The organism is Streptomyces pinistramenti, assembly GCF_020564935.1.
Taxonomy (GTDB): Bacteria; Actinomycetota; Actinomycetes; order Streptomycetales; family Streptomycetaceae; genus Streptomyces; species Streptomyces pinistramenti.
The window spans coordinates 1-24,746 of record NZ_JAJCXB010000031.1 but is presented as its reverse complement, the minus strand read 5'-3'; the positions used below and the strand labels follow the sequence as shown (position 1 = coordinate 24,746).

Below are 24,746 nucleotides of genomic sequence, written 5' to 3'. Positions count from 1 at the left end.
CGGCCTGCGGGGCCCGCCCGTTGGACGAGCCCCGCGCGCCGTCTGCGTCAGCGGGCGACGCCGTCGTATCCGGCGATCTCCCGCGGGTCGCGCGCGGCGGGTCCGACGTAGCGCGCCGAGGGCCGTACGAGGCGCCCGGTGCGCTTCTGCTCCAGGATGTGCGCGCTCCAGCCCGCCGTGCGGGCACAGGTGAACATCGACGTGAACATGTGCGCAGGGACCTCGGCGAAGTCCAGCACGATCGCCGCCCAGAACTCCACGTTCGTGGCCAGCACCCGGTCGGGACGGCGGCTGTGCAGCTCGTCGAGCGCGGCCCGCTCCAGCGCTTCGGCCACCTCGAAACGGGGCGCGCCCAGCTCCTTGGCGGTACGCCGCAGGACTCGCGCCCGGGGGTCCTCGGCACGGTAGACGCGGTGCCCGAAGCCCATCAGCCGCTCGCCGTTGTCCAGCGCCCGGCGCACGAAGCCCGCCGCGTCGCCGGTCCGCTCGATCTCCTCGATCATGCCGAGAACCCGCGACGGCGCGCCGCCGTGCAGCGGACCCGACATCGCGCCGACCGCCCCGGACAGCGCGGCGGCGGCATCGGCCCCGGTGGAGGCGATGACCCGGGCGGTGAACGTCGAGGCGTTCATGCCGTGCTCGGCCGCCGACGTCCAGTAGGCGTCAACCGCCGCGATGTGCTTGGGGTCCGGCTCGCCGCGCCAGCGCCGCATGAAGCGCTCCACGACGGTCTCCGCCTTGTCGATCTCCCGCTGCGGCACCATCGGCAGGCCCTGCCCGCGCGCCGACTGCGCGACGTACGACAGGGCCATCACCGCGGCGCGGGCGAGGTTGTCGCGTGCCGTCCGCTCGTCGATGTCCAGCAGCGGCTTCAGGCCCCACACGGGCGCGAGCATGGCGAGTGCCGACTGCACATCGACCCGGATGTCACCGGAGTGCACGGGGATCGGGAACGGCTCGGCGGGCGGCAGCCCCGGCGTGAACGCCCCGTCCACCAGCAGGCCCCAGACCTTCTCGAACGTCACGTGCCCCACGAGGTCTTCGATATCGACCCCGCGATAGCGCAGCGCACCACCCTCCTTGTCCGGTTCGGCGATCTCCGTCTCGAACGCGACGACTCCCTCAAGTCCGGGTACGAAGTCGGACATCAGGCGGCTCCTCAAGATGGGGACGGCAGACGGCCGTGGTGACCGGCTGCCGTGCGGTCGGATCTGTCTGCGGTGCCGGTGCGGTTACGCGGCTGCGCCGGGCAGCTCGCGGTCCGCACCGGTCACCCCGGGGATGCCCGGCGATGGCAAGGATGACGCGACGGTTGTGCCCGCGGGGGGACGGCCCATGGGCGCTGTGCGTGTCGTGCGGCGCCTTCGTACGGCGGCCGGCCGACGGGTCGTTCTCCGGGGCCGTGATGCGTCCCCGGCCCGGACACGATAGTCGTGGATGTCCGGAGCCCACAGTGTGCGGCCCCTCGATTTTGGCGGGTTCCCCACCTGCGGGGAAGCGTGACGTCCGGCACACTGACCGATTCGCCGACGGCAGGGTTACGGGCAGGCGACGAGGGGCAGACTTCCGCCCTCGCGGCCTGCCGATACGCGGGCCCATGCGGCAGGATGAGGGCCGTGCACCCTGCCGACGCGCTCCCTCCCGAAGCCCACTCCTCGCTCGATCCCTCGTCCATGCGTGCCCAGTACCGCGCCGAGGGACTCACCGAGCCCGACCTCGCGGCCGAGCCGTACGAACAGTTCGCGCGCTGGTTCAAGGACGCGGCGGCGGCCGGACTGCACGAGCCGAACGCGATGGTCGTCTCGACCGCCGACGCGGCAGGCCGGCCCAGCTCACGGACCGTGCTGCTCAAGGCGTTCGACGCCCGTGGCTTCGTGTTCTTCACCAACTACACCAGCCGCAAAGGCCGGGAGCTGGCCGAGAACCCGCACCTCTCGCTGCTCTTCCCCTGGCACCCGCTCGCCCGCCAGGTCATCGTCATCGGCACCGCGGCCCGCATCGGCAGGGACGAGACCGCCGCCTACTTCCGCTCCCGGCCGCATGGCTCGCAGCTCGGCGCCTGGGCCAGCAACCAGTCGTCGCCCGTCGCCTCGCGCGCCGAACTGGAGCACGCCTACGACGAGTTGGCGGCGCGTTACCCGGAGGGCGAGCAGGTGCCGGCGCCGCCGCACTGGGGCGGCTACCGCGTCACCGCCGAAACGGTGGAGTTCTGGCAGGGCCGCGAGAACCGGCTGCACGACCGGCTGCGGTTCGTGCGCACCGGCGAGAGCTGGACCGTCGAGCGCCTGGCCCCCTGAGAGGCGGTGGGATCCGCGGCCCGGCCGGGCGCCGTACCCGGGTCGTCCGCAGACGCAGACGACCCGCGGGCTGCTTCCCCCGCGCCATGAGGCGCGAAGGGCCGGTCGGACGAACCGGTAGCCCGCGGGTCGGGTGACTGCTGGGAATGGGCCGGCTGCGCATCTGCAGTATGCGCGTCCGGCGCTGCACTGGGTGAAGCGACGGGACCTAGCCCGCAGCCACCTCACGCGTCCGGTGCGAAATCATCTTCCGAACCACCTCCCTTCTCGTGTGCTCACCACCCTAGGAACGCTCCCGCACCGCCACAACCGAATTTCCCACCGGCAACGATTTCCGCAAACCGGATGTGGGCTGGGTCACGTTCGAGTTGAATGAGCCGCGGTGCAGCACGTGCGACCGCGTTCGTAGGGGGTTCCAGTGACTGCTTCGTCCGCTTCCTCGGCGGAACACCGCTCCGAGACCGCCCCGTGCGGCCCGCCGGAACGCGCCCCGCAGCTCCCGCCGTCCGGCACGGACCCCGGAAAACGGCCCCACCACGACGACTCCGGGCTCCTCGCCGCACTCCTGGACGGCATGGACACCGCCCTGATCGCCCTCGGGGCCGACGGCACCGTCACCCACTGGAACCGCGAGGCCGAACGCATCCTGGGCTGGACGGCCGCCGAAGCCGTCGGCCGCAGGGGGCTGACCGGCTGGGCGGTCCGCAAGGAGGACGCCGAGGAGGTCGAGGCCGGGCTCCTCGCCGCGCTGCACGCCCCGGGACGGCAGGTCCACGAATACGCCCTGCTGACCAAGGACGGGCACCGCGTCCTGGTCCGCACCCAGTCCTCCGCGGTCCGCGGCCACGACGGCCGCGCGGCCGGCGTCTACTGCGCCTTCAGCGAGGTCCGCACCCAGATCGACCTGGAACGCTCCATCGCCCTGAGCGAAGCGCTCTTCGACGACGCCTCCTGGGGCGTGGTCCTCGTCGACGCCGACCTGCGGCCCGCCGCCGTCAACGCCCGCGCCGCCCGCGCCCTGTGCGCAGGCCGTACGACGCTGCTGGGCCGGCCACTGGGCGAGCTGCTGTCCCAGGGCGTCGAGGAACTGGAGGGCGCGGTGCAGTACGTCCTCGCCCAGGGCGCGCCGCCGGACCCCGCGGAACTGTGGGTGACGCTGCGCTCGGCGGAGGCCGAACGACCGCGCAGATGCTGGCGCAGCGGCTTCGTCCGGCTGGCATCGCCGCTCAGCGAGGAGCCGTCGCCGCTCGGTGTCGCCTGGCTCTTCCAGGACATCACCGACATCAAACAGGCCGAACGGGACGGCGCCCTGCTCCGCTTCCGCTCCCAGCAACTGCACCGCGCGGGACGGGCCGCCGCCGAATGCCCGGACCCGTTGGAGGCGGCCGCCGTCCACCTCGACTACGCCCTTGCCGGGTTCGCCGACCATGCCCTGGTCGACCTGGCGCAGCCGTCCGGAGCCGCGCCGCGCGGCCCGCTGGACGCCGCCGCGGACGCGGGACCGGAGGGAAGCGCAGAGAAGACGGGCGGCCCGCCGCTGCTGGTGCGGGCCCTCGCCTCCCCGGCCGGATCGCCCGGCCCTTGCGTGACGCTGCCGGGGTGCGGCCTCCCCGTGGCGTACCCGCAGGGGCATCCCGCCACTCAGGCGCACGAGCGCCGCGGCTCGGTCCGTACCAGTGCGGGGCACGACGCGGACGACGGCTGGGCGGCCGACCGCAAATGGCCGGACGGCTCGGTGCACGGGCTGTGCGTGGTGCTGCGCAGCCGCGGCCGCACCCTTGGCGTCGCGACCTTCCTGCGCACTCCCGCCCGCCGTCCCTTCGACCGTGCGGACGCCTCCTACGCCGAGGAGGTCGCCGCCCGGATCGCGGCGGCGCTGGACCTGGCGGGGGCGGGCTGAGGGCGGCGGCCCAGCGGCGGCCGTTTCAGTGCCGGTAGTAGATCCGGTCCGCGTACTCGCGCATCACCCGGCCGTTCCACTCGTGCCCGCCGTCGACGTTCCCGGAGCGCAGCAGCGGCGGCTCGATACCCCGCTCGGCCAGTTCGCCGGCCGCGGTCGCGACCACCGCCTGCATGATCGCGCTGGTGACGACCGTGGAAGCGGGCGCGAACGGCGCCTCGATGTCCGGCAGCGTCAACTCCGCGTCGCCGACCGGGATCCGGCTGTCCAGCACGATGTCGCAGTGGTCCTTCAGGTAGCTGCCCGAGACGTGCCGCGACTTGGTGGCGTCCGCGTACGCGACCGAGGTCACGCCGATGACCTTCAGGCCGAGGGCCCGCGCGTTGAGCGCCATCTCGACGGGCAGCGAGTTGCGCCCGGACAGCGAGATGATCACGAGGACGTCGCCCGGCTCCACCGGGCTGGTGTCCAGGACGGCGCCGGCCAGGCCGTCCACCCGCTCCAGCGCGCTGCCGAGCGTCGCCGGACGGACGTCCACGCCCACCACCCCGGGCACGGACAGCAGATTCATGACGGCGAGGCCGCCCGCGCGGTAGACGGTGTCCTGGGCGGGGAGTGAGGAGTGCCCGGCGCCGAAGGCGAAGATCCGGCCGCCGGCCTCGACGGTGTCGGCGATCAGTCGCCCGGCCGCCGTGATCGACGTACCCTCTTCGTCGCGCACCCGTCGCAACAGATCGATCGCGGCATCGAAGTACTGTCCGGCAAGCCGGTCACTCTCAGCCATTCCCGCGGGCCTCTCTCGTCGGATTTCGTCGGATTTCGCCGCATCGCGCCGGATCTCGTCGAAAAAGTCGATGGATTCTCGCCCGCGACACCCGAGGGGCACACGTGGCGCGGATCACGTTGCGGTCTGGACCAGTGCCCTGTCAATACGGGCGCGAGGTCCGCGAGAGGCCGAGTCGGCACCGTTGTCGGTGGGATGCGTCAGAATTGAGTTCAGGGCCACCGCACGACACATCAAGGGGCACGCATGTCCGGACTGATCGACACCACGGAGATGTATCTCCGCACCATCCTCGAACTCGAAGAGGAAGGCGTGGTCCCGATGCGCGCCCGGATCGCGGAGCGGCTCGAACAGAGCGGCCCGACGGTCAGCCAGACCGTGGCGCGCATGGAGCGGGACGGCCTGCTGTCCGTAGCGGGCGACCGGCATCTGGAGCTGACGGACGAGGGCCGGATGCTGGCGACCCGGGTGATGCGCAAGCACCGCCTCGCCGAATGCCTGCTCGTCGACGTCATCGGGCTCGAATGGGAGCAGGTGCACGCCGAGGCGTGCCGCTGGGAGCACGTGATGAGCGAGGCGGTCGAGCGCCGCGTCGTGGAACTGCTGCGGCATCCGACCGAGTCGCCGTACGGCAACCCGATCCCGGGTCTTGAGGAGCTGGGCGAGCAGTCGGAGGCGGATCCGTTCCTGGACGCCGGCATGGTCAGCCTGATGGACCTGGACGCCGGGCCCGACGGCAAGACGGTCGTGGTGCGCAGGATCGGCGAGCCCATCCAGGCGGACGCCCAGCTGATGTACACGCTGCGGCGTGCCGGGGTACAGCCGGGCGCGGTGGTGAGCGTGACGGAGTCGCCGGCCGGTGTGCTGGTCGGCAGCAGCGGCGAGGCCGCCGAGCTGGACTCCGAGATCGCCGCGCACGTCTTCGTCGCCAAGCGCTGAACCGGCCAGGGGCGGCCGGACCCCGTTTTTCGCCCTGCTTTCCCACAAAATCCTTCCGTCTCTCCATCAGCCCGCTGAGCTGCGCCGACGCGCCGTTCGGCGGGCTGCGTCGCAGGTGAACGGTGAACGAAATTGTGGGAATCCGAGCGGTGGCGTCAACGGCGTGCCAGTCTGACGCGACGCATCTCCGCGCTGGTGTACGGCCTCTTGGTGTGGTGTCGGCGGCGTGCCGGGGTGCGGACGGTGTGTCACGCGCGGGCGCGCACCGGCGCCGGTGCGCGGGACGCTGGGACGTGAGGCGGGGCGGCAGAGCGGCCGGGCTCGTACGGCGCACGATGCGTACGGGGTGCGACGGTCCTGCGCTCCGGTCTCCGGACGACGGGGAGGAGCGTGGATGCGGTCACCGGGTCCGCCGCGGTTGCGGCGTGCTGTGCGGGCTGCGTCGCGTCAGGGATGTGCCGCGTCGGATCCGGATCCCGGGGTGCGGCAGCCGGTGCCGGGGTGTGAACGGGGCCCCGGCGCTGCGAGCAGCCGGGGCCCCGCCTCCCCATGTTCCCCCGTCAAGACCCGGAGCCCCGAGCTCCCAGGGTCCTGCGGGACGGGCCCCCTTCCCGGTAGGGCCCGCCTCCCTGTAGCTGTCTCCCCTCGGCGGGCTCCGTCTACCCCTGAGCGCTGTCACCCGAACGAGGGGACTTGCGCACGAGACCGCCGTGTTCGAATAAAGGTTCGATAGTGTGGGTCTGCTCAACGGACGATTGGGGGTGCCAGGGCACATGGTGCGGCGCATCGATGTGACAGGGGCCGGCGGCGTGCAGCTCGCGGCCTGGGAGTTCACCGACCCGCCCAAGACCGGCGGCGGGCTGGAGGAGGCCGAGCAGCGGCCGGGCGTACTGCTGCTCCACGGATTGATGGGCCGCGCGGCGCACTGGGCCGGCACCGCCCGCTGGCTGAGCGGGCGGCACCGCGCCGTCGCCCTCGACCAGCGCGGACACGGCCGCAGCGAGAAGCCGCCCGGGGGCCCCTTCGACCGCGCGGCCTACGTCGACGACGCGATAGCCGCCATCGAGCAGCTCGGCCTCGCGCCCGTCACCCTCATCGGCCACGCCATGGGCGCCCTGACGGCGTGGCAGCTCGCGGCCCGCCGCCCTGACCTGGTCAGCGCCCTGGTCATCTGCGACATGCGGGCCTCCGCCCTCGGCGCGGCCTCGCAGCGCGAGTGGATCGAGTGGTTCGACACCTGGCCGCTGCCCTTCACCACGCTCGCCGACGTCCGCACCTGGTTCGGCGAGGACGACCCGACGCTGGAGCGGTCCCGGCCGACCCGCGGCGAGTTCTTCGCCGAGGTGATGGCCGAGAGCGCCGACGGCTGGCGCCCCGTCTTCTCCCGGCGGCAGATGCTCACCGCCCGCGAGACCTGGGTGCACGACGCCCACTGGGAGGAGCTGGCGCACGTCCGGTGCCCCAGCCTCGTCGTCCGTGGCCTGGACGGCGAGCTGGGCCGCGCGGAGGCCCAGGAGATGGTCCGGGTGCTACCGCGCGGTGCCTACGCCGAAATCCCGGACGCCGGGCACCTGTTGCCCTGGGAACACCCCGAGGCGTGGCGCCGGGCCGTCGAACCGTTCCTGCACTCGGCCGTGCCGGGATAAGGCGCGGCGGGAGCGCGGAAGGCCCGCGTCCCACCGCTGTTTCGAGCCAAGGGGGGCCCGGATTTCGGCCGACGTTACGATGCACTGCTCCGGTGCGCCGGTCACCCCGCGGCGCGGGGTGCCGCACACTGCCGTGCACCCATCGACCGACGCGGAAGGCCCACCGATGGACTCCTTGCTTCCGGACGACCCGCAATCCCTCGGGCCGTACCGCCTGTTGGGCCGCATCGGTGCGGGCGGGATGGGCCGGGTCTACCTGGCGCGGTCGGCCGGCGGGCGCACCGTCGCGGTCAAGGTCGTACGGCCCGACCTGGCCCAGGACACCGCGTTCCGCGGTCGGTTCCGGCAGGAGGTCGAGATAGCCCGCGCGGTGTCCGGCCGCTACACGGCACCCGTCGTCGACGCCGACACCGAGGCGGCGCTGCCCTGGCTGGCCACCGCCTTCGTGCTCGGCCCCTCGCTCACCGAAGTCATCGAGGAACACGGCGCGTTGCCCGAACGCAGCGTCCGCGCCCTGGGCGCCGGTCTCGCCGCCGCGCTCACCGACATCCACGCCGTCGGACTCGTGCACCGTGACCTCAAACCGTCCAACGTGCTGCTGGCGGCCGACGGCCCGCGGGTCATCGACTTCGGCATCGCACGCGCCGTCGACGGCGACCGCATGACGCAGACCGGCGTGGTCGTCGGCTCACCCGGATACATCCCGCCCGAGCAGGCGCTGGGGCGGCCGGTCGGCACGGCGGGCGACATCTTCGCCTTCGGCGCGGTACTCGCCTACGCCTCCACGGGCCACACCGCATACGGCGACACGACCCCGGCCGCGGTGCTCTACCAAGTCGTCCACGGCGAGCCCGACCTCACCGGAGTACCCGGCCACCTCCTCGACCTCGTCGCCGCCTGCCTGCGCCGCGACCCCGCGCAGCGCCCCACACCGGCGCAGGTGCGGGAGGCGCTGGCCCCCGATGGCACCGGCGCCGTCCTCGCCAACTGGCTGCCGGGCGCGGTCTCTTCGACCATCGCCACGCACGCCGCCCGCATCCTCGACCTGGAAACCCCGGAGCACGGCACATCGGCGCCGCCACGTCAGCCGACACCGGGAGCAGGCCCGGATCAGGGAGCCGCCCCAGCGGCGACGCCGCCCGGATTCGGCTCGGCGCCGACGTATGTGTTCGGTGCGGGTGCGGGGCCGGGGGCGTATGGGGCCGTTGGCAGCGGGAACGGGCCCGGCGGTGGGTCGAGTAGCGGTGTGCCCACGCCCGCACCCTCCGCGTACGAGGCCACCGCGGTCGGCCCCGGCAGCACCGTGGACCACACCGCCAACGGCGGTGCGCAGCCGTCCCGTCGGCGTTTCTTCGGGCTCGCCGCCGCTGCCGCGGCCGGGGTGGCCGTCGTCGGCGGTGGCGGCGTGTGGGCACTGACCGCATCGTCCGGCGGTACGGCCAAGGGGGCGGACGGCGTCCCGGCGGGCGACGCGCAGGCGGAGAAGTTCACCACCCCGCCGCCCGGCATCGCGCCCCAGGTGCTGTGGCACCGCACCGCCGAGACCGACAGCATCAGCAGCGACCTGCCGCTCCGCGCACACAACGGTCTGCTGATCATCAGCGGCGATCCGCTCGTCGCCCGCCGCGCGACCGACGGCAAGGCGGCATGGACCCGCAAGGGCGTGGCCCCGGCCGGCGCCCCACTCATCCTCGCCGACGGCAAACTCTTCCTCGTCAGCACGGAATACGACGGCGACGTCATCGGCCTCGACCCCGACACCGGCAAGGAGGCATGGCGCAGCCGGCTCGGCGGCGACCTGACCGTCCAGCGCATCCTCGCCGCCGATCAGCAGCGCATCCACGTCATCGCCTCGGTGCGCACCGAGGACACCACCGTCCACCTCACCGCCATCGCCGCCATCAACATCCGTACCCGCACGGTGGATTGGCAGAAGCCGCGGGACAAGGGCACCCAGGACTACGAACTCGAAGGCGTCGTCGCGGGCGGCCGGCTCGTCTACACCGACGGGCGCAAGAACGTGACGGTACGGGACGCCGCCGACGGCCGGCAGCTGTGGACCCGGAAGATCGGCGAGGACATCGCCTGGCGCCCCGCCGTCCACGCCCAGCGGATCTTCCTCGGCGGCGAACGGCTGCGGGCCGTGCACCTCGAAACCGGCAAGGACGACTGGTCGCTCTCCTCGGCCGGGCGGCTCAGCTTCTACCAGCCGATGGTGGTCGGCGACGTGCTCTACGCCGGGGACCACAGCGGCGGGGTGTGGGCGGTGGATCCGGTGCGCGGCAGGAAACTGTGGCTGTGCGAGGACGTCGGTGCGCGCCGGGCGCCCAGGGAGTTCGTGCGGGTGGGCAACACCCTCTACGGCGCTTCCTACGACGACATCGGCGGGATCTTCGCCCTCAACCCCATGACCGGAAAGGCGCGTTGGCACTACAACGACAACACCGGAAACCTGGAGCAGTGGCACGTCGTCGCATCCGGCGGACGTCTGCTGGTCACCCACGGGGACGAGATCTACGGGCTGCCGGCGGTGTGAGGGCGCGGGCGCCCCGCCTGCCTGTCCGGGCGTCCGCACGGCCCGCCGCAGGGTGGCCCAGGGCAGGTCAGGGGTTGTTCAGGTAGGTGAGCACGGCGAGGACGCGGCGGTGGCTGTTGTCGTCATCGGTGATGCCGAGTTTGCCGAACATGGAGGTGGTGTACTTGCTGATGGCGCTTTCGCTGAGGAAGAGCCGCCGGCCGATGGCCTGATTGGACAGCTCTTCGGCCATCAGCCCGAGCACGGAGTTCTCGCGGTCGGTGAGCTGCCCGAGCCGTCGGTTCGAGGGCCCGCTGGACAGCAGCTCGGCGATGACGGCCGGGTCCATGGCGGTCCTGCCGTCGGCGACGCGTTCCAGCGCATCGATGAACTGATCGGCGTGGAACACGCTCTCTTTGAGGAGATAGCCGATGCCTCCCGCGCCGTCGCCCAACAGCGCGCGGGCATAGAGCTGTTCGACGTGACCTCGTTCATCCGGGGCCGGTCGGCCGGAGTGCTCGCGAGCGCCGCGGTGACCTACCGGCTGACCGTCCTCGCCTCACGGGGAACGTGCTGGGCCTTCCAGCGCGTGCGCATCATCCCGGTCGTCATGCCGCCGGCGATCGTCGCCGTCGACTGATTCCCGGTATCTGCCCGGCGTGGTTCATCGCGATGCGGGGCCACCTGCGCCCTCGCCGTCGCGGCGGCCGCCTTCCTCGTCAATGGATCCATATTGCGCGCCGCCTTTCCCAGGTTGCGATGATTCGTCGGTTCGGTGGTTCGTTGGTCTCCCGGTTCGGTGGTTCCTCGGCTCCTCGGGGCGCCGGCTCCTCGGCTCGTCGGAAGGGGGCCGCCACGCCGTTCGTGCTGCCGGCGCCCTACCCCAACGTCCGGGTGAAATCGCCGCGTTGGACCCGGGCCGTGAGGGAATCGTCCGTGGGTGCGGGGGCGAGCAGCGAGCCGTAGCCGGTGGCGGCCCAGAGGCTGGTGGCGGCGGGGGCCTCGAAGTACGGGACGGGGCGGCCGTCGGCGTGGTCCGTGAGGACCTCCGGGGCGCGGCGGGCCCGCACGGCGCGTATGCAGGTCTCGCACGCGGCCACCCGCAGCTGCTCGCGGTGGCCGAGCGGGCGCCAGGGTATGCGGCGGGCGGCCGGGCCGTGCAGGGGATGGAAGAAGCACAGCGGCAGCGGGTCCTGGTCGTGTGCGAGCGCCGCCCGGCCCTCGGCTATCAGCGCGAACACGCCCGCCAGGTCCGGTATGCCCCGCGAGCGGTCCAGCACCGTGCCCGCCGCCGTATAGGCGTCGAGGGCGCGCCCGATGGACGCCGGCTCGCCCCGGGAGGCGCGCGCCTCCTCGCCGAGCCGCACCACCTCTTCGGCGGCGCGGTCGCGCAGTTCGGACTCGTCGGCACGGCGGGCCGCGGCGAACACCGAGCGCGGCAGCGCGAACGGCGTGGACAGATCGCGCAGCCGGGAACGGCGCCGCAGCAGCAGCCCGGCCGCGGCGATCAGCAGCAGCGGCCCGGCGACCAGGGCGAGTATCCGCGTGAGGGGCGAGCCGGAGGAACGGGCGCCCGCGCCCTTCTTGCCGTCGGCCGGTGTGCCGGGGGAGTTGAGGTCGGCGGTGGCCTTCTCGTACTCCGCCTCGCCGTCGCCCGCCTTGATGATGTCGATCGCGCGCTCGATCCGGCGGGCCGTACCGGCATGGTCCATGTCGTCCTGATGGAAGACCGCCGCGGCCGCCCGCTCGGCTTGGTGCACGTCGTTCGGCCACTCCCTGGCGGCGATGTCGTCGTGGGATTCGCCGAGCGTGATGATGATCGCCGGGCCGTTGCCCATCCGGTCGTGGACCACCTCGGCCAGCTGCTTGGGGTCGCCGCCCCAGCTGTCCCCCTCGACCAGCGGCACCAGCACGACGCGGAGCGGCAGATGCGTGCCGCGGATCCGGTCGGCCAGCTTCTTCTGCTCGGCCGTGCCGACCGCCGAGGCCAGCGACGGATCGACGTAGACGGGGGACTTGTGCAGTGCCTCGGCGATCTTCTGCCCGGGGCTCTCGGCGGCGGCGCCCGGGGCTGCCGCGCACCACACCAGGGCCGCTGACGCGGCGGCGAGCGCGGCGACGGTACGCGGCGGACGGCGCGCGGCGGGCCGCACACGGTGCGGGGCGGTGGGCCGCGCGGAGTGGTGGCGGGGGTCAGTGAACACCGAAGTACTCCCGTACATCGTGGGTGAGTTGATCGATTCCGGCGCCTTCGGCGAGCGTGGCCAGCGGCCCGGGGAGGGCGGGATACGGGACGCGGTCGGCCCGGCCGGCGTCCGGCGTGGCGCCCAGCCGCAGCACCGTGCCCGGGACGACGAGGCATGCCGCGCACACCGGCAGCGGGCGGGCCCGGCCGCTGCCCTGCGGGCGTATGCGGCGGGTGCCGTGTGCGACGCCGTGCAGCGGGTTGCGGTGGCACAACTGCTGCGGGGCGGCCGGGCCCGCGACGGCCGCCCGGCCCGCCAGGGCCAGTGCGATGGCGCAGGCGAGGGAGGCCGGTGGGGCATCGGCGTCGATCCGGCCGTCGCTGTCGCCGTCGATCAGCAGGGCCGCGGCGTCCAGGCACTCCCATGCCTGGTGCCGGGACCGTTCGGGCAGTCCGGACGCGGTGTTCAGCGCGGTGGTGAGGGTGTCGACCTCCTGGCGTGCGGTGCGCCGCAGCCATGCCGTCGAGGGCTCGGCGGGGGCCTCGGGCGGCTTCGGTGTGCCGGGCGCCGTGGCGGAATCGTCGCGTCGCCCGATGCGGCGGATGAGAGCGCCGCCCGCCGCCCGGCCCGTCGCCACCAGCCCCAGCACCGCGACCGCGAGGAGCGCGCCGATCAGCAGCCCGGGGCCGAAGTCCGTGGCGAACAGGCCGGGCAGCGCCTTCTCCTTGACCGGGTCATCGGCGGGCTCGGGCGCGTACGGCATGCTGCCCGCCTTGGCGGGCGGGGACTTGGCGACATACGTGAGGAGCTTGTCGAGGCGGGAGCCGATGGCGTGGTCTTCGGATGGGGGGAAGGAGAGGTACCCCGGGCGGTCGTTGAGGTACGGGGAGCTGACCGGGGTGCCGTAGTTGGCGACGTCGATGGAGCCGGACAGCGGGTCGGCGAGGACGATCACGGCGTTGCGGCGCAGTCGGTCGTGCAGCGACTTGGCGAACAGCTCGGCGCTGCCGCCCGATTCGTCATCGGACAGGCTCGGGACCGCCGCGATCAGCACCGGGACGTGCAGCGCGGCGAGTTGCTCGCGCAGCCGGGCGCGTTCGGTGGTGCTCAGTGCCGGTTCGCTCTCTGGGTCGGTGTAGAGCGGGTCGCGGCGGAGTCCGGCGGCGACCCGGTCGGTGCGGGCGCGCAGGTCGGCGGCGGTGGGGTGCGAACCGTCCCCGGACGTGCGCTCGTTGAACACCTGCGAGGCGGTGAAGGCGAGCGCGCCGGAGAGGGCGAGCGCCGCCAGCAGGAGACCGGCGGTCCAGGCGCGGGCCCATCCGGCGGGTCGGCCGGGGTCCGGCTTCGTGACGGGTGCCGGACCGCGGCCGGGACTGCCGTCCGTAGCGGCGGTGGCCGGTTTGCGCAGGGTGACGCCCGGCGCGGCAGGTCCCTGCCCGTTGCGCGCCGCCGGGATCCGGTCCGTGGCCGCGTGGGTGTGGCGCAGCCGCCTCCTGCGGCGGACGTACCACACCAGCAGCAGGGCGGAGAGCGGGATTCCGGTGATCGCGATGCCTGAGACGAAGCTCTGGTTCCGGCGGTCGGTGACGTCGATGTGCAGCTTCGGCGGGTCGGACGGGGCGTCGCCGCCGTACTCGGCGCGGGCGGCCGTGTACCGCTCATGGGCCTTCCCGGAGGCGAGCACGTCCACGAAGTAGTGGAAGGACTCGCGCGGCGTGGCGTCGTACGACAGGCCGTAGAGCGTTGCGCGGGCGGCGTCCTGGGCGCCGGGCAGGTCGACTCCGTACGTCTGCACCTGCGGCATTCCGGGGCCGCTCACCACCACGTAAAGCCCCGCGCGGCCCAGCCGGTCGTGGACCCCCGCGATGAATCCGGCGCCGTCGGCGCTCAGCGCCGTGTCGGGCAGCACCATCACGTACACGGGGACGCCCAGCCGCTTGGCCTGCGTGGCGAATTCGGGGGCGGTGGAGCGGGGGACATCGCGGGGCAGCTGGTCGCTGATGTAGACCGGGTTCTTCCGCAGTTGCCCGGCGACGTACGCGGTCCTGCCGGGCGGTGCGTCACCAGCCGGCGCGGCGGCCGCCGACGCCCGCGCGAGGGGCCCGGCCTGGCCCGCGGCCTGGGCCGCACCGCCGGCCAGCAGCATCACAAGCCAGCCCACGACCAGCACACCCGCACAGCGCCGCACGGCCCCCACCACCCCTCGTTCGGACACGCAAGACGCTACCGCCCGCGTCCGACACCCGCCTGAGCCTGTGGATAACTTCCCGGCAGCGCCCCACCGCCCGGCCGGGCAGCGTCCGGCCGGCCGTCGCCGCCCGGCCGGGCGGTGGGGCGCCTCAGCCCTTGCTGACCGCGGCCAGGATCTCCGGCAGCCGCCGGACCACCCGGGGAGCCGCCACCCGCAGCCCCAACTGCGCGACGCCGACGCCGTAGAGCGCACCGACCGGCAGCAGTATCCACAGCAGGTCGTGCCGGCCCGATACGTGCAGCCAGATGGTCAGTGCCAGCAGCGGCAGGCTCAGGACCGCGCCCACCGCCACACCGCCGAACATGCTGATCCACGCGATGGCCGCCTGCCCCGGCGCGACGTTCTTGTTGCCCTCGGACGGGATGGAGTACGGGAACAGCGCCGAGGCGAGCGCGCCCGTCGCCACCAGCGCGCCCAGCAGGGCCAGCGAGAGGCCGTAGATCTCCAGGAAGGAGGACCAGTCGCCGAGGAACGCCGAGGTGCCGATCACGACCAGCGTCACGTACGGGATCGCCACCAGGCTCAACGCCAGGGCACGAGCCCGGAGTTCCAGATAGGCGTCCCGCGGCGTCGAGATGGCCGACGCGACCATCCAGAACGCCGAGGTGTCCTGCCCGAACTGGTTGTACATCTGCATGCCGAGCAGCGCAGACGCCGAGAACGCGGTGTAGATCGACCCGTTCCCCTGCACCGATGACACCACGGGCACCAGCAGGCCCACGCCGATCGACGTCGCCCAGGACATCTTCGACTTGGGATCGCGCCACGCATAGCGCAGCGTCCGCAGCATGACCGTGCCCGTACGGCCGTCGGGAAGCAGCCGGGCCGGGCCGCGCACCCCGCCGTCCGAACTCCGCCGGCTGTCCTTCTCCACGGCCTGGAGGGTCGACGAATCGGGGGACGTCATCAGGGTGGTCAGGGTCCGCTGCCACCACCACAGGAGCAGCACCAGCGCCAGCACCGTCAGCGCGAGCCCCGCCGCCGCCCGGCCGTACGCCCCGTGCCCGGCGTCCTCGATGGCGCTCACCGCCGAGGCCGGCGGCACCCAGCGCAGCACATCGCCCAGCGGCTCCAGCACGGACAGCCCGTCCGGGCTGCCCAGTTTCTGGGCGGCGATGTTGACGCCCTGGCCGCCGATCGCGATGAACAGGCCGCCCAGCACGGCGAGATCACGGCCCCTGCGGCTGGTCAGCAGCCGCACCGAAGCGGTCGCGACGGCACGCGCCAGCGCGGCGCACACCAGCACCACCAGGACGACGGCGGGCACCGCGACGACCGCGGCGGCCGCGCCGTCGGCCACCGCCACGGCCGAACCCGTCGCCAGCGCCAGGGTGACGAACGGGCCGATGCCGACCAGCGAAGCCGTCAGCAGCGAGACGACCAGCGGCCGCGGCCGCAGCGGCAGCATCACCAGCCGCGTCGGATCCAGCGTCTCGTCACCGGAAGGGAAGAACAGCGGCATGACCGCCCACCCCAGGGTGAGGATCCCGGTGAGCAGCACGGCCAGCGCGCCGACGTGCGGAGTGCCGCGCAGGGCGATCAGCCCGAGCACCACACCCGCCGCGAACAGCAGGCCGACCACGACGGACGCGATGTAGGCGACGGTACGGCCGGGCGACTGCCGCAGGCCGTTACGGAGCAGGGACAGCTTCAGCCGGACGAACAGCGGCGTGAGCGCCGGCCCTCCGGCCACGGATTCGGTACTCATCGGGCGCCGCCACCCAGCCAGTCGAGGTTCTGCCCGGCGCGGCGGCGGCCGGCGCCGACCAGTTCGAGGAACGCCTCCTGGAGCGAGGGGGCGTCGCCGCGTACCTCGGCGAGCGTGCCCTGCGCCCGGATGCGCCCGGCGGCGATCACCGCCACCCAGTCGCACAGCGATTCGACCAGTTCCATCACATGGCTGGAGAAGATCACCGTCGCCCCGGAGGCGGTGTAGCGCTCCAGGACGCCGCGGATGGTCTGCGCCGACACCGGGTCGACGCCCTCGAACGGCTCGTCCAGGAAGAGGATTTCGGGGTTGTGCAGCAGCGCCGCGGCCAGCCCGATCTTCTTGCGCATGCCGGTGGAGTAGTCGACGACCAGTTTGTTCTGCGAGCCCGAGAGGTCGAGTACGTCCAGCAGCTGCGCCGCACGCTTGTCGACCTCGTCGCCCGGCAGGCCCCGCAACCGTCCGATATAGCTGAGGAGTTCGCGCCCGGACAGCCGCTCGAAGAGCCGCAGCCCCTCGGGCAGCACCCCGATCCGGGACTTGACCGCCACCGGGTCCTGCCAGACGTCGTGCCCGCCGATCTCGACCTGTCCGGAATCCGGCCGCAGCAGCCCCGTCACCATCGACAATGTCGTGGTCTTGCCTGCGCCGTTGGGCCCGACGAGCCCGATGAACCGGCCGGCCGGCAGCGTCAGATCGATTCCCGCGACGGCCACCTGGGTGCCGAACCGCTTCGTGAGGCCCTGGATCCGCACGGCAGGCACGGCCGTGCCGCCACCGGTCCGCTCCCCATCGCCCTCGGCCCGCCCCGTGTTCTGCTCCGGTTCGTTCGTCACCGGCCCCGCCCTTCGACGTCCCCGCAGGGGCCGTTCGCGCCCCCGTCGGCATCCCACGATACGGGTGGGACGAGGCTCGGGCCGGGGAGCCGGCGCCCGCAGCTACAGGCGGGTACGGCGGGCGCCATCAGGGGCTCAACGGGCCCGGCCGGCCGCCCCGTCGCGTGAGCAGGCGTACGCGAGCGAGCTGATCAGCTCCTCGGCGTCGGGCAGCCAGCGGTTGGCCGATGTGGGGCGCCGCGCCCACTGGACCGCGCCGTGCGCCCCGATGCGGGTCGGCGGCGCGGCGATGTACTCGCCCTCGCCGCGGCAGACCAGATCCAGCGTGGCCGGCTGCCGGCCCAGGCCCCGCACCAGGGAGTGCACCTTCGCCCCGGCGCCGGGAAGGACGAGGAAGAGCATCCGGCGGCCAGGGGTACGGGTCACCGGACCCAGCGGCACATCCATCCGTTCCATACGGGCCAGCGCCAGGCAGCCCGCGGTCTCCGGGACGTCAAGTGCCTCGAACGAACGGCCCGTCGGCAGCAGGATCGACGCCCGCGGCTGCTTCGCCCACATCCGGCGGACGGCCGGACCGCTGCCGGTGGCCTGGCCCGCCCAGTCGGCGGCGACGGGGTGCGCGCCGGGCGCCGCGCAGCCGGCGGCCCCGCACGAGCACCGCAGCGACCGGCCGTTGTCCTCCAGCCAGGCGCCGGCGAACACGTCCCAATGCCGATCCTCCGCGTACCGCGCCGCGATGTCGGGCAGCTGCTCGCCGCGCTGCGTCGGGATCTGTACGGCTTCGGTGACTCCGATGGTCTTGTCCACGATCGGTCAACTCCCCTTGACGTCAAGGGTTACGGGCGAAACGTGCCCCTCCCGGCGCATCATCTGTGCACGTGGGGCGCATGGGTGCACCGGTGGGGGCGCGTATGCGGGAGTGACACCGGAAGCGGGTAGCCACCCGCGTGCCGGGCGGAGCGGCCGCCCGGCGGCAGGCCGCGCCGTGCACCGGGATCGAACCCGGGCACCGCGGCGCCGAAGAATCACCGCAACACCGCGCGCCACCACCTCTTTTCATCGTTCACCACCACGGCCGGCACGCGGTCCTGCGCCGGGTGGGCACCTCGTGCGGGATGCGTCAGGGGCAGGGGGAGTCCCGTACATCCCGGGCATCGCTCGCATCACACTTATCGCTCGTATCCGGTGTGTCTCGGATATCCGGGATATCTGTGGGGAATTGATCGGGGTCAACGGCGTTCGACGGTGAACGCGCAGCAGCAATAGGGGGTACAGCATGGCCGCAAGGCCACTAGTCGCCCGGCAGCCCAATGAGAGGCTGCAGGCGCTCATCCAGGAAGCCGCCTGCTCCAACGCCGGGCTCGCCCGCCGCGTCAACATGTGCGGTGCCGAACACGGCCTCGACCTGAGGTACGACAAGACCTCGGTGGCCCGCTGGCTGCGCGGACAGCAGCCGCGCGGCCGGGCCCCGGCCGTCATCGCCGAGTCGCTGGGCCGCAAGCTCGGCCGCACGGTCACCATCGACGAGATCGGGATGGCGGACGGCAAGAACCTGGCGTCCGGTGTGGGACTCCAGTTCTCGCCGACCGTGGTCGGCGCGATCGAGCAGGTCTGCGAACTGTGGCGCAGCGACGTCGGCCGCCGCGACTTCCTGAGCGGATCCACGGTCGCCGCGTCCGCGCTCGTCGAACCCAGCCGCGACTGGCTGATCAGCGGAGCGGACGCGCAGGTCGCCCGCAGTGCCGGGGCGCGGGTCGGGCTCGCCGACGTCGAGGCGGTACGCGCCATGACCGCGGCGCTCGGCGAACTCGACCACCAATTCGGCAGCGGACACGTCCGGCCGGTCGTCGTCCACTACCTCAACAGCGTGGTGTCCGGCCTGCTCGCCGGGTCGTACCGGGAATCCGTCGGACGTGAACTGTTCGCCGCCGTGGCGCGGTTGACGGAACTGGCCGGCTACATGGCCGTCGACACCGGCCAGGCCGGGCTCGCCCAGCGCTACTACATCCAGGCGCTGCGTCTGGCGCAGGCGGCGGGTGACCGCGGCTACGGCGGCTACGTGCTGGCCGCGAGCATGAGCCACCTCGCCGCCTCGCTGGGCAATCCACGCGAGATCGCCCAGCTCGCGCGGGCCGCCCAGGAAGGGGCACGCGGGCAGATCACGCCGCGCGCCGAGGCGATGTTCTGCGCCGCGGAGGCGCGCGGGCACGCGCTGATGGGCGACGGCCGGGCCTTTCAGACGGTGGTCACCCACGCGCTGACCGCGATGGAACGCGCCGAGGACAAGCCCGACTCCGGGGATGATCCGGACTGGATCCGGCATTTCACCCCGGCGTATCTGGCCGATGAACTCGCCCACTGCCACCGCGACCTGGGCCAGGCCGCAGCGGCGGGCGCGTGCGCACAGGAAGCGCTGGACGGACATCCGCCGGGCCGGGCCCGCCGCCGTGCCATCGGACTCGTCCTGCTGGCCGGCTCCCAGGTGCAGCAGCGCGAGGTCGAACTGGCCTGTCAAACGGCAACCCAGGCCGTCGAGTTGCTCGGCGGACTGCGCTCGCACCGCGGCACGGAGTACCTCGACGAGTTCCAGCAGCGGCTCGAACCGTACCGGGACGAGCCGGTGGTAAGGGAATTCGGCGCACGGCTGGAACTGCGCGCGGTGGCATGAACGGGGCGGGCCGGGACCGGGCGCACCGGTCGGGGGCCCGGCCGCCCGGTTCCCACCACGCGGGCCGGACCTGCGCCGCCCCCGGCGGACAGGGGGGTGACCAGGGGACGTGGTCGAACGTTGCTGCGACCCGGTAGCGTGAGCCGACGATTCCGTAGGTCAGCAGAGGGTAGGAGTCCCGGTGACGCAGAGCGGACAGGGCCACGACCCGCAGAATTCTGCGGCCGGTCCCGCGCGAGAGGGTGTGGTGCTGCCCGCCAACGGTGAGCCGTGGGTGCCCGCCCCGCAGGCCGCACCGTCGGCCGGCCAGCCCTGGGGTCAGCCCTGGGGCCCCGACCAGCAGGCCCCCCAGCAGCCGTACGGCCAGGGCCAGGATCACGGTCAGTCGCAGGGATACGGCCAGGACTACGGCCGGGCACCGATGCCGCAGCAGCCCTACCAGCCACAGCCCCCGGGGTTCCCGCCGCTACAGGCCCAGCCACCGGTGCCGCCCCTGCCGCCCGCCATGCCGCCGCAGCCCCAGGCGCCCGGAACGCAGATATCCCCGCAGACACCGGGCCAGCTGCCGCCCCCCGCGGGCGACGCCGAGGCGACCGCTCTGATACCCCCCTTCGGGGCGCAGGGCCCACACGGTCAGGGCGGCCCCGGCGCGGCCCCGTCCGGCGCGCTGCCGCCCGAGGGACAGTCCTTCGGCGGGCAGCACGGCTACGGACAGCAGCCGCCGCAGCCGTACGGACAGCAGGCGTACGACCAGCACCAGCCGTTCGGGCAGCCGCAGCAGCCGCACGCGGCGCAGCCGCCGTCGGGCCGGCTGGAGAAGGCGGCCCCGCAGCCCGCCGCCCCGATGCCGCCCGCCGCGGGCGATGCCGAGGCGACGGCCCTCATCCCGCCCATCGGCGCGCACGGCGGCCCGCCCGGCGCCGCACCGCTGCCGCCCGAGGCGTCCGCGCGGCCCGAAACCCCCGGCGAATCCACGCAGATGCTGCGTACCGTCAAGCCGCCCAAGAACCGTGCGACGGGCCAGGGGCAGCGGACACCGCAGCCGCCGGACGGCTCGGAGGCGACGCAGCTGATCCCCCCGGTCGGCCCCGGCACCCCGCCGCCCGCCGCTCCCTTCGGTGTACGCCCCGGAGCGCCCGGAGCCCCCGCCGACCGCCCGACACCCGCCGAGTTCGACGGGCTGTTCCGCACGGACTCCGGCACCGCGGGCCGGCCCGGCGACATCCCCGACGCCACCGCCCAGCTGCCGCGCTTCGACGACCAGGCCCCGCCGCCGTACGACCGGCAGGGCCCGGGACAGGGCTACGGACAGCAGAACTTCCCCCCGCAGGGCGGCGGTTACGAGCCGCAGCCTTCGTATGACGACGACGGGTCCGGCGGGCGGCGCAAGCGGCTGGCGCCGGTCGCGATCGTGGGCATCATCGTCGTCGTGCTGGCGGGCGCCGGGCTCGGCGTCGGCTGGGCGCTCAGCGGCGACGACAGCGCCGACGGCGGGACGAAGAAGGAGACCGGCGGCTCGTCCGAGCAGGCCGCGAAGGAGAAGCCGCCGTCGAAGCCGGCCGCCGACCCGGCCCAGGAACAGGCCAAGAAGCTGGACGCGCTGCTCGGCGACAGCAACAACAGCCGCTCCGCCGTGGTCAATGCGGTCAAGAGCATCCGCAGCTGCGACAAGCTCGGCGAGTCGGCCAAGGCCCTGAAGTCCGCAGCGGCGCAGCGCAACGACCTGGTCTCGCGGCTCCAGCAGCTGCCGGTCGACAAGATCCCGCAGCACGCGGAGCTGACCGCGGCGCTGACCTCCGCGTGGAAGTCGTCCGCCGCGGCCGACAACCACTACGCGGCCTGGGCGGGGCAGGTCGGCGGCAAGAAGGGCTGCCACAAGGGCCACGCCCGTAACACCCAGCAGACCGCTCAGGGCACCGCGGCCAGCGGCACCGCGACCAAGTCCAAGGAGCAGGCGGCCAAGATCTGGAACCCGATCGCGCAGAAGTACGGGCTGACGGCCCGCCAGCCCGGCGACCTCTGATCCGGCGGCAGGCGTCGCCCCGCCCGGCAGCCTCGCCTCAGAGGTCGGTGCGGCGCCGCTCCAGCGTCCTGGCGACGTTCACGAACCCGTCGGACGCGGCGAGCACCTGCCCGTCCGCCACGGTCTGGTACGTCACCATGCCGTTCACGATGCGCGGGAAGTCCTGCACGGCGAGCATGTCGTCGGCCCGCCAGCGCAGCTTGGGGGTCAGCCCGCCGGTGTCGATGGCGTGGCTGCCGTGGTCCAGCAGCTTCTGGAGGGCGTGCGAGGTGATCTCCTCGGTGCCCTGCGCGTCGAGCTGCTCCACCAGGGAACGCAGCACGGTGTAGGCGATCCAGGTCGTCTGGACTCCCTGGTCGGCCGGGTCGATGCGGTTGTCGCCGAAGGCGTGGTCGTTGATCACCTTGCGCATCGGATTCCAGCGCGGGTCACTGGCGACCGGGTACCAGCCGGTGAGGTACGCGCCCTCCAGCGGCCCCGACCTGCCGCCCGTGCGGGTCACCAGCGACTGCCCGACGCTGCCCAGCACGGAGGCGACGTGCACCTTGGGGCGCTCTTCCTGGAGCCGCCGGAAGGAGTCGAAGAACGCGTCGGTGTGGTCGCCGAGCGAGGCCGTCACGCAGGAGCCGGGCGCTTCGCCGCCGGCCCGCGCGGTGCCGTACACGGCCGGGTCGGCGCCGACGTCGTCCAGCGCCCGCCGCACCTCCGTGGCGTAGTCCGTGCCGTCATCGGGTGCCCGGATGTCGGTGACCGGGTTGCGGTGGCCCTGCTGGAGGCCGGAGTTGAGGAGCGAGGGCATCTGGTCGCCCTGGATGGTGTCGGGCCGCACCAGGGCGACGCGTCCGCAGTTGCTCGCCAACTGGCGGCCGTTCCCGGCGAGCAGGGACGCCTGGCCGCCGTTGACGGGGTAGGACAGCGGACTCTCGAACTCCTCGTCCGACGCGCCGTAGCCGCCGATGAACGGGATGCCGTTGACCTCAAGGGGCGAGATGAAGGAGCGGCCGAACTGGCTGTACGAGCCCACGACGGCGACCGCGCCCTGATCGACCGCGCGCTGTGCGCACCGGGTGGCGCCCGCCGAGTCGTTGCGGTCGTTGCAGGTGAGGACCTTCAGCGGGTGGCCCGCTATGCCGCCGTCGGCGTTGACCCAGCGCGCATACGTCTGCGCCATGGCCGGCATACCGGGCATGTTGGTGGTGCTGGTGCCTTCGGGCGCCCAGGTCATCACCGTGACCGGCTCCTTCTCCCCGGACGCCCCCGAGGTTCCGGGGAGGGAGCCGCAGGCCGAGAGCAGCGACGCGACGACCGCCGTGCACGCCACCATCGAGGCGCGGGCCGTCGGTGAGGTGTGCGGGGAGGGGCGGGGGGAAGGGCGTCGCCGTCCGGTCATGTGGCGAAAGCCTTCCGGTCCGCCCATAACGTGTGAGTGACGTCGGGTCAACGGATGGTGACGTCGAGGTGAACTCCAGGGGGATGCGCATGATCCACTGCGAGGAACGTACGATCGAATACTGTGCAAGGTTCGGAGAAGTCTTCCCGTCGCGGCCGCCGCTCGACCACCATGGGCGCCATGCCACTCAACGACATGCCGTGGTGGCGCTGGCGCAGCAATGTGCGCTCCGCGCTGCACATGCTCTCCGACCCCGCCTTCCAGCGCGAGACCTGGCTGGCCGGCCGCCCGGGGTACGGAGACGTCACCGACGCGGTCTACCGGCTCGTCGAGGACACCTGGCTGGACAACTGGTCGGCGGACAAATACGTCGGCACGATCTTCCGGGACACGCAGGAAGCGGCCCTGGTCGACGTCGCCGTGCTGCGGGTGCTGCGGATCATGCACCAGGTGGGGCCGGACGCGCCGGTCGCCGCGTACGTCGAGCATCACGCCTGGCCCGAGGCCGCACGCGCGGCCCGGGAGGCGCATCTGCGGCTGGCGGCGGCCGACGGCGACGACCCGGACGCGCCGCCGCACTCGCTGGAGGTGCTGGCCCTCATGACGCACGGAGCCGGCGCCCCGGCCTGAGCAGCGGCGCGGGTGTGCGACCCTATGAGGTCATGAGCGAGTCGCAGTCCACCACACCCGGTACCGGCGGTCCCCACGATCGGGACGGCGGGGCCGAACAGTACGTCCTCACGCTGTCCTGCCCGGACAAGAAGGGGATCGTGCACGCCGTGTCCAGCTACCTCTTCATGACGGGCTGCAACATCGAGGACAGCCAGCAGTTCGGTGACCGCGACACCGGACTGTTCTTCATGCGGGTGCACTTCAGCGCGGACGCCCCGTCCGACGTCGAGAAGCTGCGCGCCAGCTTCGCCGCGGTGGGCGACTCCTTCCGGATGGACTGGCAGATCCACCGGGCCGACGAGAAGATGCGCATCGTCCTGATGGTGTCCAAGTTCGGGCACTGCCTGAACGACCTGCTCTTCCGCTCCCGGATCGGCGCGCTGCCGGTCGAGATCGCCGCCGTGGTCTCCAACCACATGGACTTCGCCGAGCTGGTCGGCTCGTACGGCATTCCGTTCCGCCACATTCCGGTCAGCAGGGCCACCAAGGCGCAGGCCGAGGCGGAGCTGCTGGAGCTGGTCCGCGAGGAGCGGATCGAGCTGGTCGTGCTGGCCCGCTACATGCAGGTGCTCTCCGACGACCTGTGCAAGGCGCTGTCCGGCCGGATCATCAACATCCACCACTCCTTCCTCCCGAGCTTCAAGGGCGCCCGGCCGTACCACCAGGCGCACGCCCGCGGCGTGAAGCTCATCGGTGCCACGGCCCATTACGTGACGGCCGACCTCGACGAGGGCCCGATCATCGAGCAGGAGGTCGAGCGGGTCGGCCATGACGTCACCCCCGACCAACTCGTGGCGATCGGCCGCGACGTCGAGTGCCAGGCGCTGGCCCGCGCGGTGAAGTGGCACAGCGAGCACCGGGTGCTGCTCAACGGCACCCGCACGGTCGTCTTCGCGTAGGAGCCGCGCCGGGGCCGTCTGCCGTCCCGCCG

18 protein-coding genes and 1 pseudogene are annotated in these 24,746 nt (G+C 73.0%); 10 read left to right on the top strand and 9 right to left on the bottom strand.

Going from position 1 to position 24,746, the window contains the following annotated elements; all coding sequences use genetic code 11:
• Positions 1-47 precede the first annotated feature (47 nt).
• Positions 48-1,148, bottom strand: coding sequence for a citrate synthase 2 (locus tag LIU39_RS20915; RefSeq protein WP_227048335.1), 1,101 nt, complete (start codon positions 1,146-1,148; stop codon positions 48-50).
• 525 nt (positions 1,149-1,673) lie between these two features.
• Here LIU39_RS20915 and pdxH point away from each other — a divergent pair.
• Both pdxH and LIU39_RS20905 read left to right on the top strand, forming a co-directional pair.
• Complete coding sequence (pdxH, locus tag LIU39_RS20910; protein WP_308409402.1) at positions 1,674-2,297, top strand: pyridoxamine 5'-phosphate oxidase; 624 nt, start codon at positions 1,674-1,676, stop codon at positions 2,295-2,297.
• A gap of 574 nt (positions 2,298-2,871) precedes the next feature.
• Entirely contained in the window at positions 2,872-4,197 is a 1,326-nt protein-coding gene (locus tag LIU39_RS20905) for a PAS domain-containing protein (protein WP_372463985.1), read from the top strand.
• Positions 4,198-4,222: 25 nt separating this feature from the next.
• On the opposite strand, the gene LIU39_RS20900 is transcribed toward LIU39_RS20905, so the two are convergent.
• Complete coding sequence (locus LIU39_RS20900) at positions 4,223-4,981, bottom strand: SIS domain-containing protein (protein ID WP_227048332.1); 759 nt, start codon at positions 4,979-4,981, stop codon at positions 4,223-4,225.
• A 246-nt stretch (positions 4,982-5,227) separates the two neighbouring features.
• Here LIU39_RS20900 and LIU39_RS20895 point away from each other — a divergent pair, with 246 nt between their 5' ends.
• The 3 genes from LIU39_RS20895 (at position 5,228) to LIU39_RS20885 (ending at position 10,102) form a co-directional block, all read left to right on the top strand.
• The gene (locus LIU39_RS20895) at positions 5,228-5,920 is read left to right on the top strand and encodes an iron-dependent transcriptional repressor DtxR (protein WP_227048331.1); all 693 of its coding nucleotides are present in this window, start codon (positions 5,228-5,230) and stop codon (positions 5,918-5,920) included.
• Positions 5,921-6,693: 773 nt separating this feature from the next.
• Positions 6,694-7,566, top strand: coding sequence for an alpha/beta fold hydrolase (locus LIU39_RS20890; protein ID WP_227048330.1), 873 nt, complete (start codon positions 6,694-6,696; stop codon positions 7,564-7,566).
• A gap of 166 nt (positions 7,567-7,732) precedes the next feature.
• Complete coding sequence (locus LIU39_RS20885; RefSeq protein ID WP_227048329.1) at positions 7,733-10,102, top strand: serine/threonine-protein kinase; 2,370 nt, start codon at positions 7,733-7,735, stop codon at positions 10,100-10,102.
• A 67-nt stretch (positions 10,103-10,169) separates the two neighbouring features.
• Here the strand turns inward: LIU39_RS20885 and LIU39_RS20880 are convergent.
• Positions 10,170-10,565, bottom strand: a pseudogene (locus LIU39_RS20880) (response regulator transcription factor); the annotation flags it as partial.
• Here LIU39_RS20880 and LIU39_RS20875 point away from each other — a divergent pair.
• Positions 10,482-10,721 (top strand): hypothetical protein, encoded by a 240-nt coding sequence (locus tag LIU39_RS20875; protein ID WP_227048327.1) that lies wholly within the window; start codon positions 10,482-10,484, stop codon positions 10,719-10,721. The pseudogene LIU39_RS20880 and the gene LIU39_RS20875 overlap by 84 nt on opposite strands.
• 238 nt (positions 10,722-10,959) lie before the next feature.
• Here LIU39_RS20875 and LIU39_RS20870 read toward each other — a convergent pair whose 3' ends face one another.
• From LIU39_RS20870 to LIU39_RS20850, 5 genes are all read right to left on the bottom strand, one after another.
• Positions 10,960-12,285, bottom strand: coding sequence for a hypothetical protein (locus tag LIU39_RS20870; RefSeq protein ID WP_227048326.1), 1,326 nt, complete (start codon positions 12,283-12,285; stop codon positions 10,960-10,962).
• Complete coding sequence (locus LIU39_RS20865; RefSeq protein WP_227048325.1) at positions 12,275-14,482, bottom strand: hypothetical protein; 2,208 nt, start codon at positions 14,480-14,482, stop codon at positions 12,275-12,277. Before LIU39_RS20865 ends, LIU39_RS20870 begins: the two co-directional genes overlap by 11 nt.
• Positions 14,483-14,606: 124 nt before the next feature.
• On the bottom strand, positions 14,607-16,226 hold the full coding sequence (locus tag LIU39_RS20860) for a GumC domain-containing protein (protein WP_227048324.1): 1,620 nt from the start codon (positions 16,224-16,226) through the stop codon (positions 14,607-14,609).
• Entirely contained in the window at positions 16,223-17,062 is an 840-nt protein-coding gene (locus LIU39_RS20855) for an ABC transporter ATP-binding protein (RefSeq protein WP_372463982.1), read from the bottom strand. The genes LIU39_RS20860 and LIU39_RS20855 overlap by 4 nt, the downstream gene beginning before the upstream one ends.
• A 135-nt stretch (positions 17,063-17,197) precedes the next feature.
• Positions 17,198-17,869: a bifunctional DNA primase/polymerase gene (locus tag LIU39_RS20850; protein WP_227048323.1), complete on the bottom strand. Its 672-nt coding sequence runs from the start codon at positions 17,867-17,869 to the stop codon at positions 17,198-17,200.
• 469 nt (positions 17,870-18,338) lie between these two features.
• Between LIU39_RS20850 and LIU39_RS20845 the strand changes: the two genes are divergently transcribed.
• Positions 18,339-19,730, top strand: coding sequence for an NsdA family TPR-like regulatory protein (locus LIU39_RS20845; protein WP_227048322.1), 1,392 nt, complete (start codon positions 18,339-18,341; stop codon positions 19,728-19,730).
• Between the two features lie 181 nt (positions 19,731-19,911).
• A complete protein-coding gene (locus LIU39_RS20840; protein ID WP_227048321.1) occupies positions 19,912-21,753 on the top strand; it encodes a hypothetical protein in 1,842 nt (613 codons plus the stop codon).
• A 37-nt stretch (positions 21,754-21,790) separates the two neighbouring features.
• Here LIU39_RS20840 and LIU39_RS20835 read toward each other — a convergent pair whose 3' ends face one another.
• The gene (locus tag LIU39_RS20835) at positions 21,791-23,143 is read right to left on the bottom strand and encodes an ABC transporter substrate-binding protein (RefSeq protein WP_227048320.1); all 1,353 of its coding nucleotides are present in this window, start codon (positions 23,141-23,143) and stop codon (positions 21,791-21,793) included.
• Positions 23,144-23,314: 171 nt separating this feature from the next.
• Here LIU39_RS20835 and LIU39_RS20830 point away from each other — a divergent pair, with 171 nt between their 5' ends.
• Both LIU39_RS20830 and purU read left to right on the top strand, forming a co-directional pair.
• The gene (locus LIU39_RS20830) at positions 23,315-23,773 is read left to right on the top strand and encodes an SCO4402 family protein (protein ID WP_443743001.1); all 459 of its coding nucleotides are present in this window, start codon (positions 23,315-23,317) and stop codon (positions 23,771-23,773) included.
• A gap of 32 nt (positions 23,774-23,805) precedes the next feature.
• A complete protein-coding gene (gene purU / locus LIU39_RS20825; protein ID WP_227048318.1) occupies positions 23,806-24,714 on the top strand; it encodes a formyltetrahydrofolate deformylase in 909 nt (302 codons plus the stop codon).
• Positions 24,715-24,746 lie beyond the last annotated feature (32 nt).

Coding starts and splice junctions, on each gene's coding strand:
- LIU39_RS20915 (WP_227048335.1), bottom strand. CDS start 1,148: ATGTCCGACTTCGTACCCGGACTTGAGGGAGTCGTCGCGTTCGAGACG.
- pdxH (WP_308409402.1), top strand. CDS start 1,674: ATGCGTGCCCAGTACCGCGCCGAGGGACTCACCGAGCCCGACCTCGCG.
- LIU39_RS20905 (WP_372463985.1), top strand. CDS start 2,872: ATGGACACCGCCCTGATCGCCCTCGGGGCCGACGGCACCGTCACCCAC.
- LIU39_RS20900 (WP_227048332.1), bottom strand. CDS start 4,981: ATGGCTGAGAGTGACCGGCTTGCCGGACAGTACTTCGATGCCGCGATC.
- LIU39_RS20895 (WP_227048331.1), top strand. CDS start 5,228: ATGTCCGGACTGATCGACACCACGGAGATGTATCTCCGCACCATCCTC.
- LIU39_RS20890 (WP_227048330.1), top strand. CDS start 6,694: ATGGTGCGGCGCATCGATGTGACAGGGGCCGGCGGCGTGCAGCTCGCG.
- LIU39_RS20885 (WP_227048329.1), top strand. CDS start 7,733: ATGGACTCCTTGCTTCCGGACGACCCGCAATCCCTCGGGCCGTACCGC.
- LIU39_RS20860 (WP_227048324.1), bottom strand. CDS start 16,226: ATGAGTACCGAATCCGTGGCCGGAGGGCCGGCGCTCACGCCGCTGTTC.
- LIU39_RS20845 (WP_227048322.1), top strand. CDS start 18,339: ATGGCCGCAAGGCCACTAGTCGCCCGGCAGCCCAATGAGAGGCTGCAG.
- LIU39_RS20835 (WP_227048320.1), bottom strand. CDS start 23,143: ATGACCGGACGGCGACGCCCTTCCCCCCGCCCCTCCCCGCACACCTCA.
- LIU39_RS20830 (WP_443743001.1), top strand. CDS start 23,315: ATGGGCGCCATGCCACTCAACGACATGCCGTGGTGGCGCTGGCGCAGC.
- purU (WP_227048318.1), top strand. CDS start 23,806: ATGAGCGAGTCGCAGTCCACCACACCCGGTACCGGCGGTCCCCACGAT.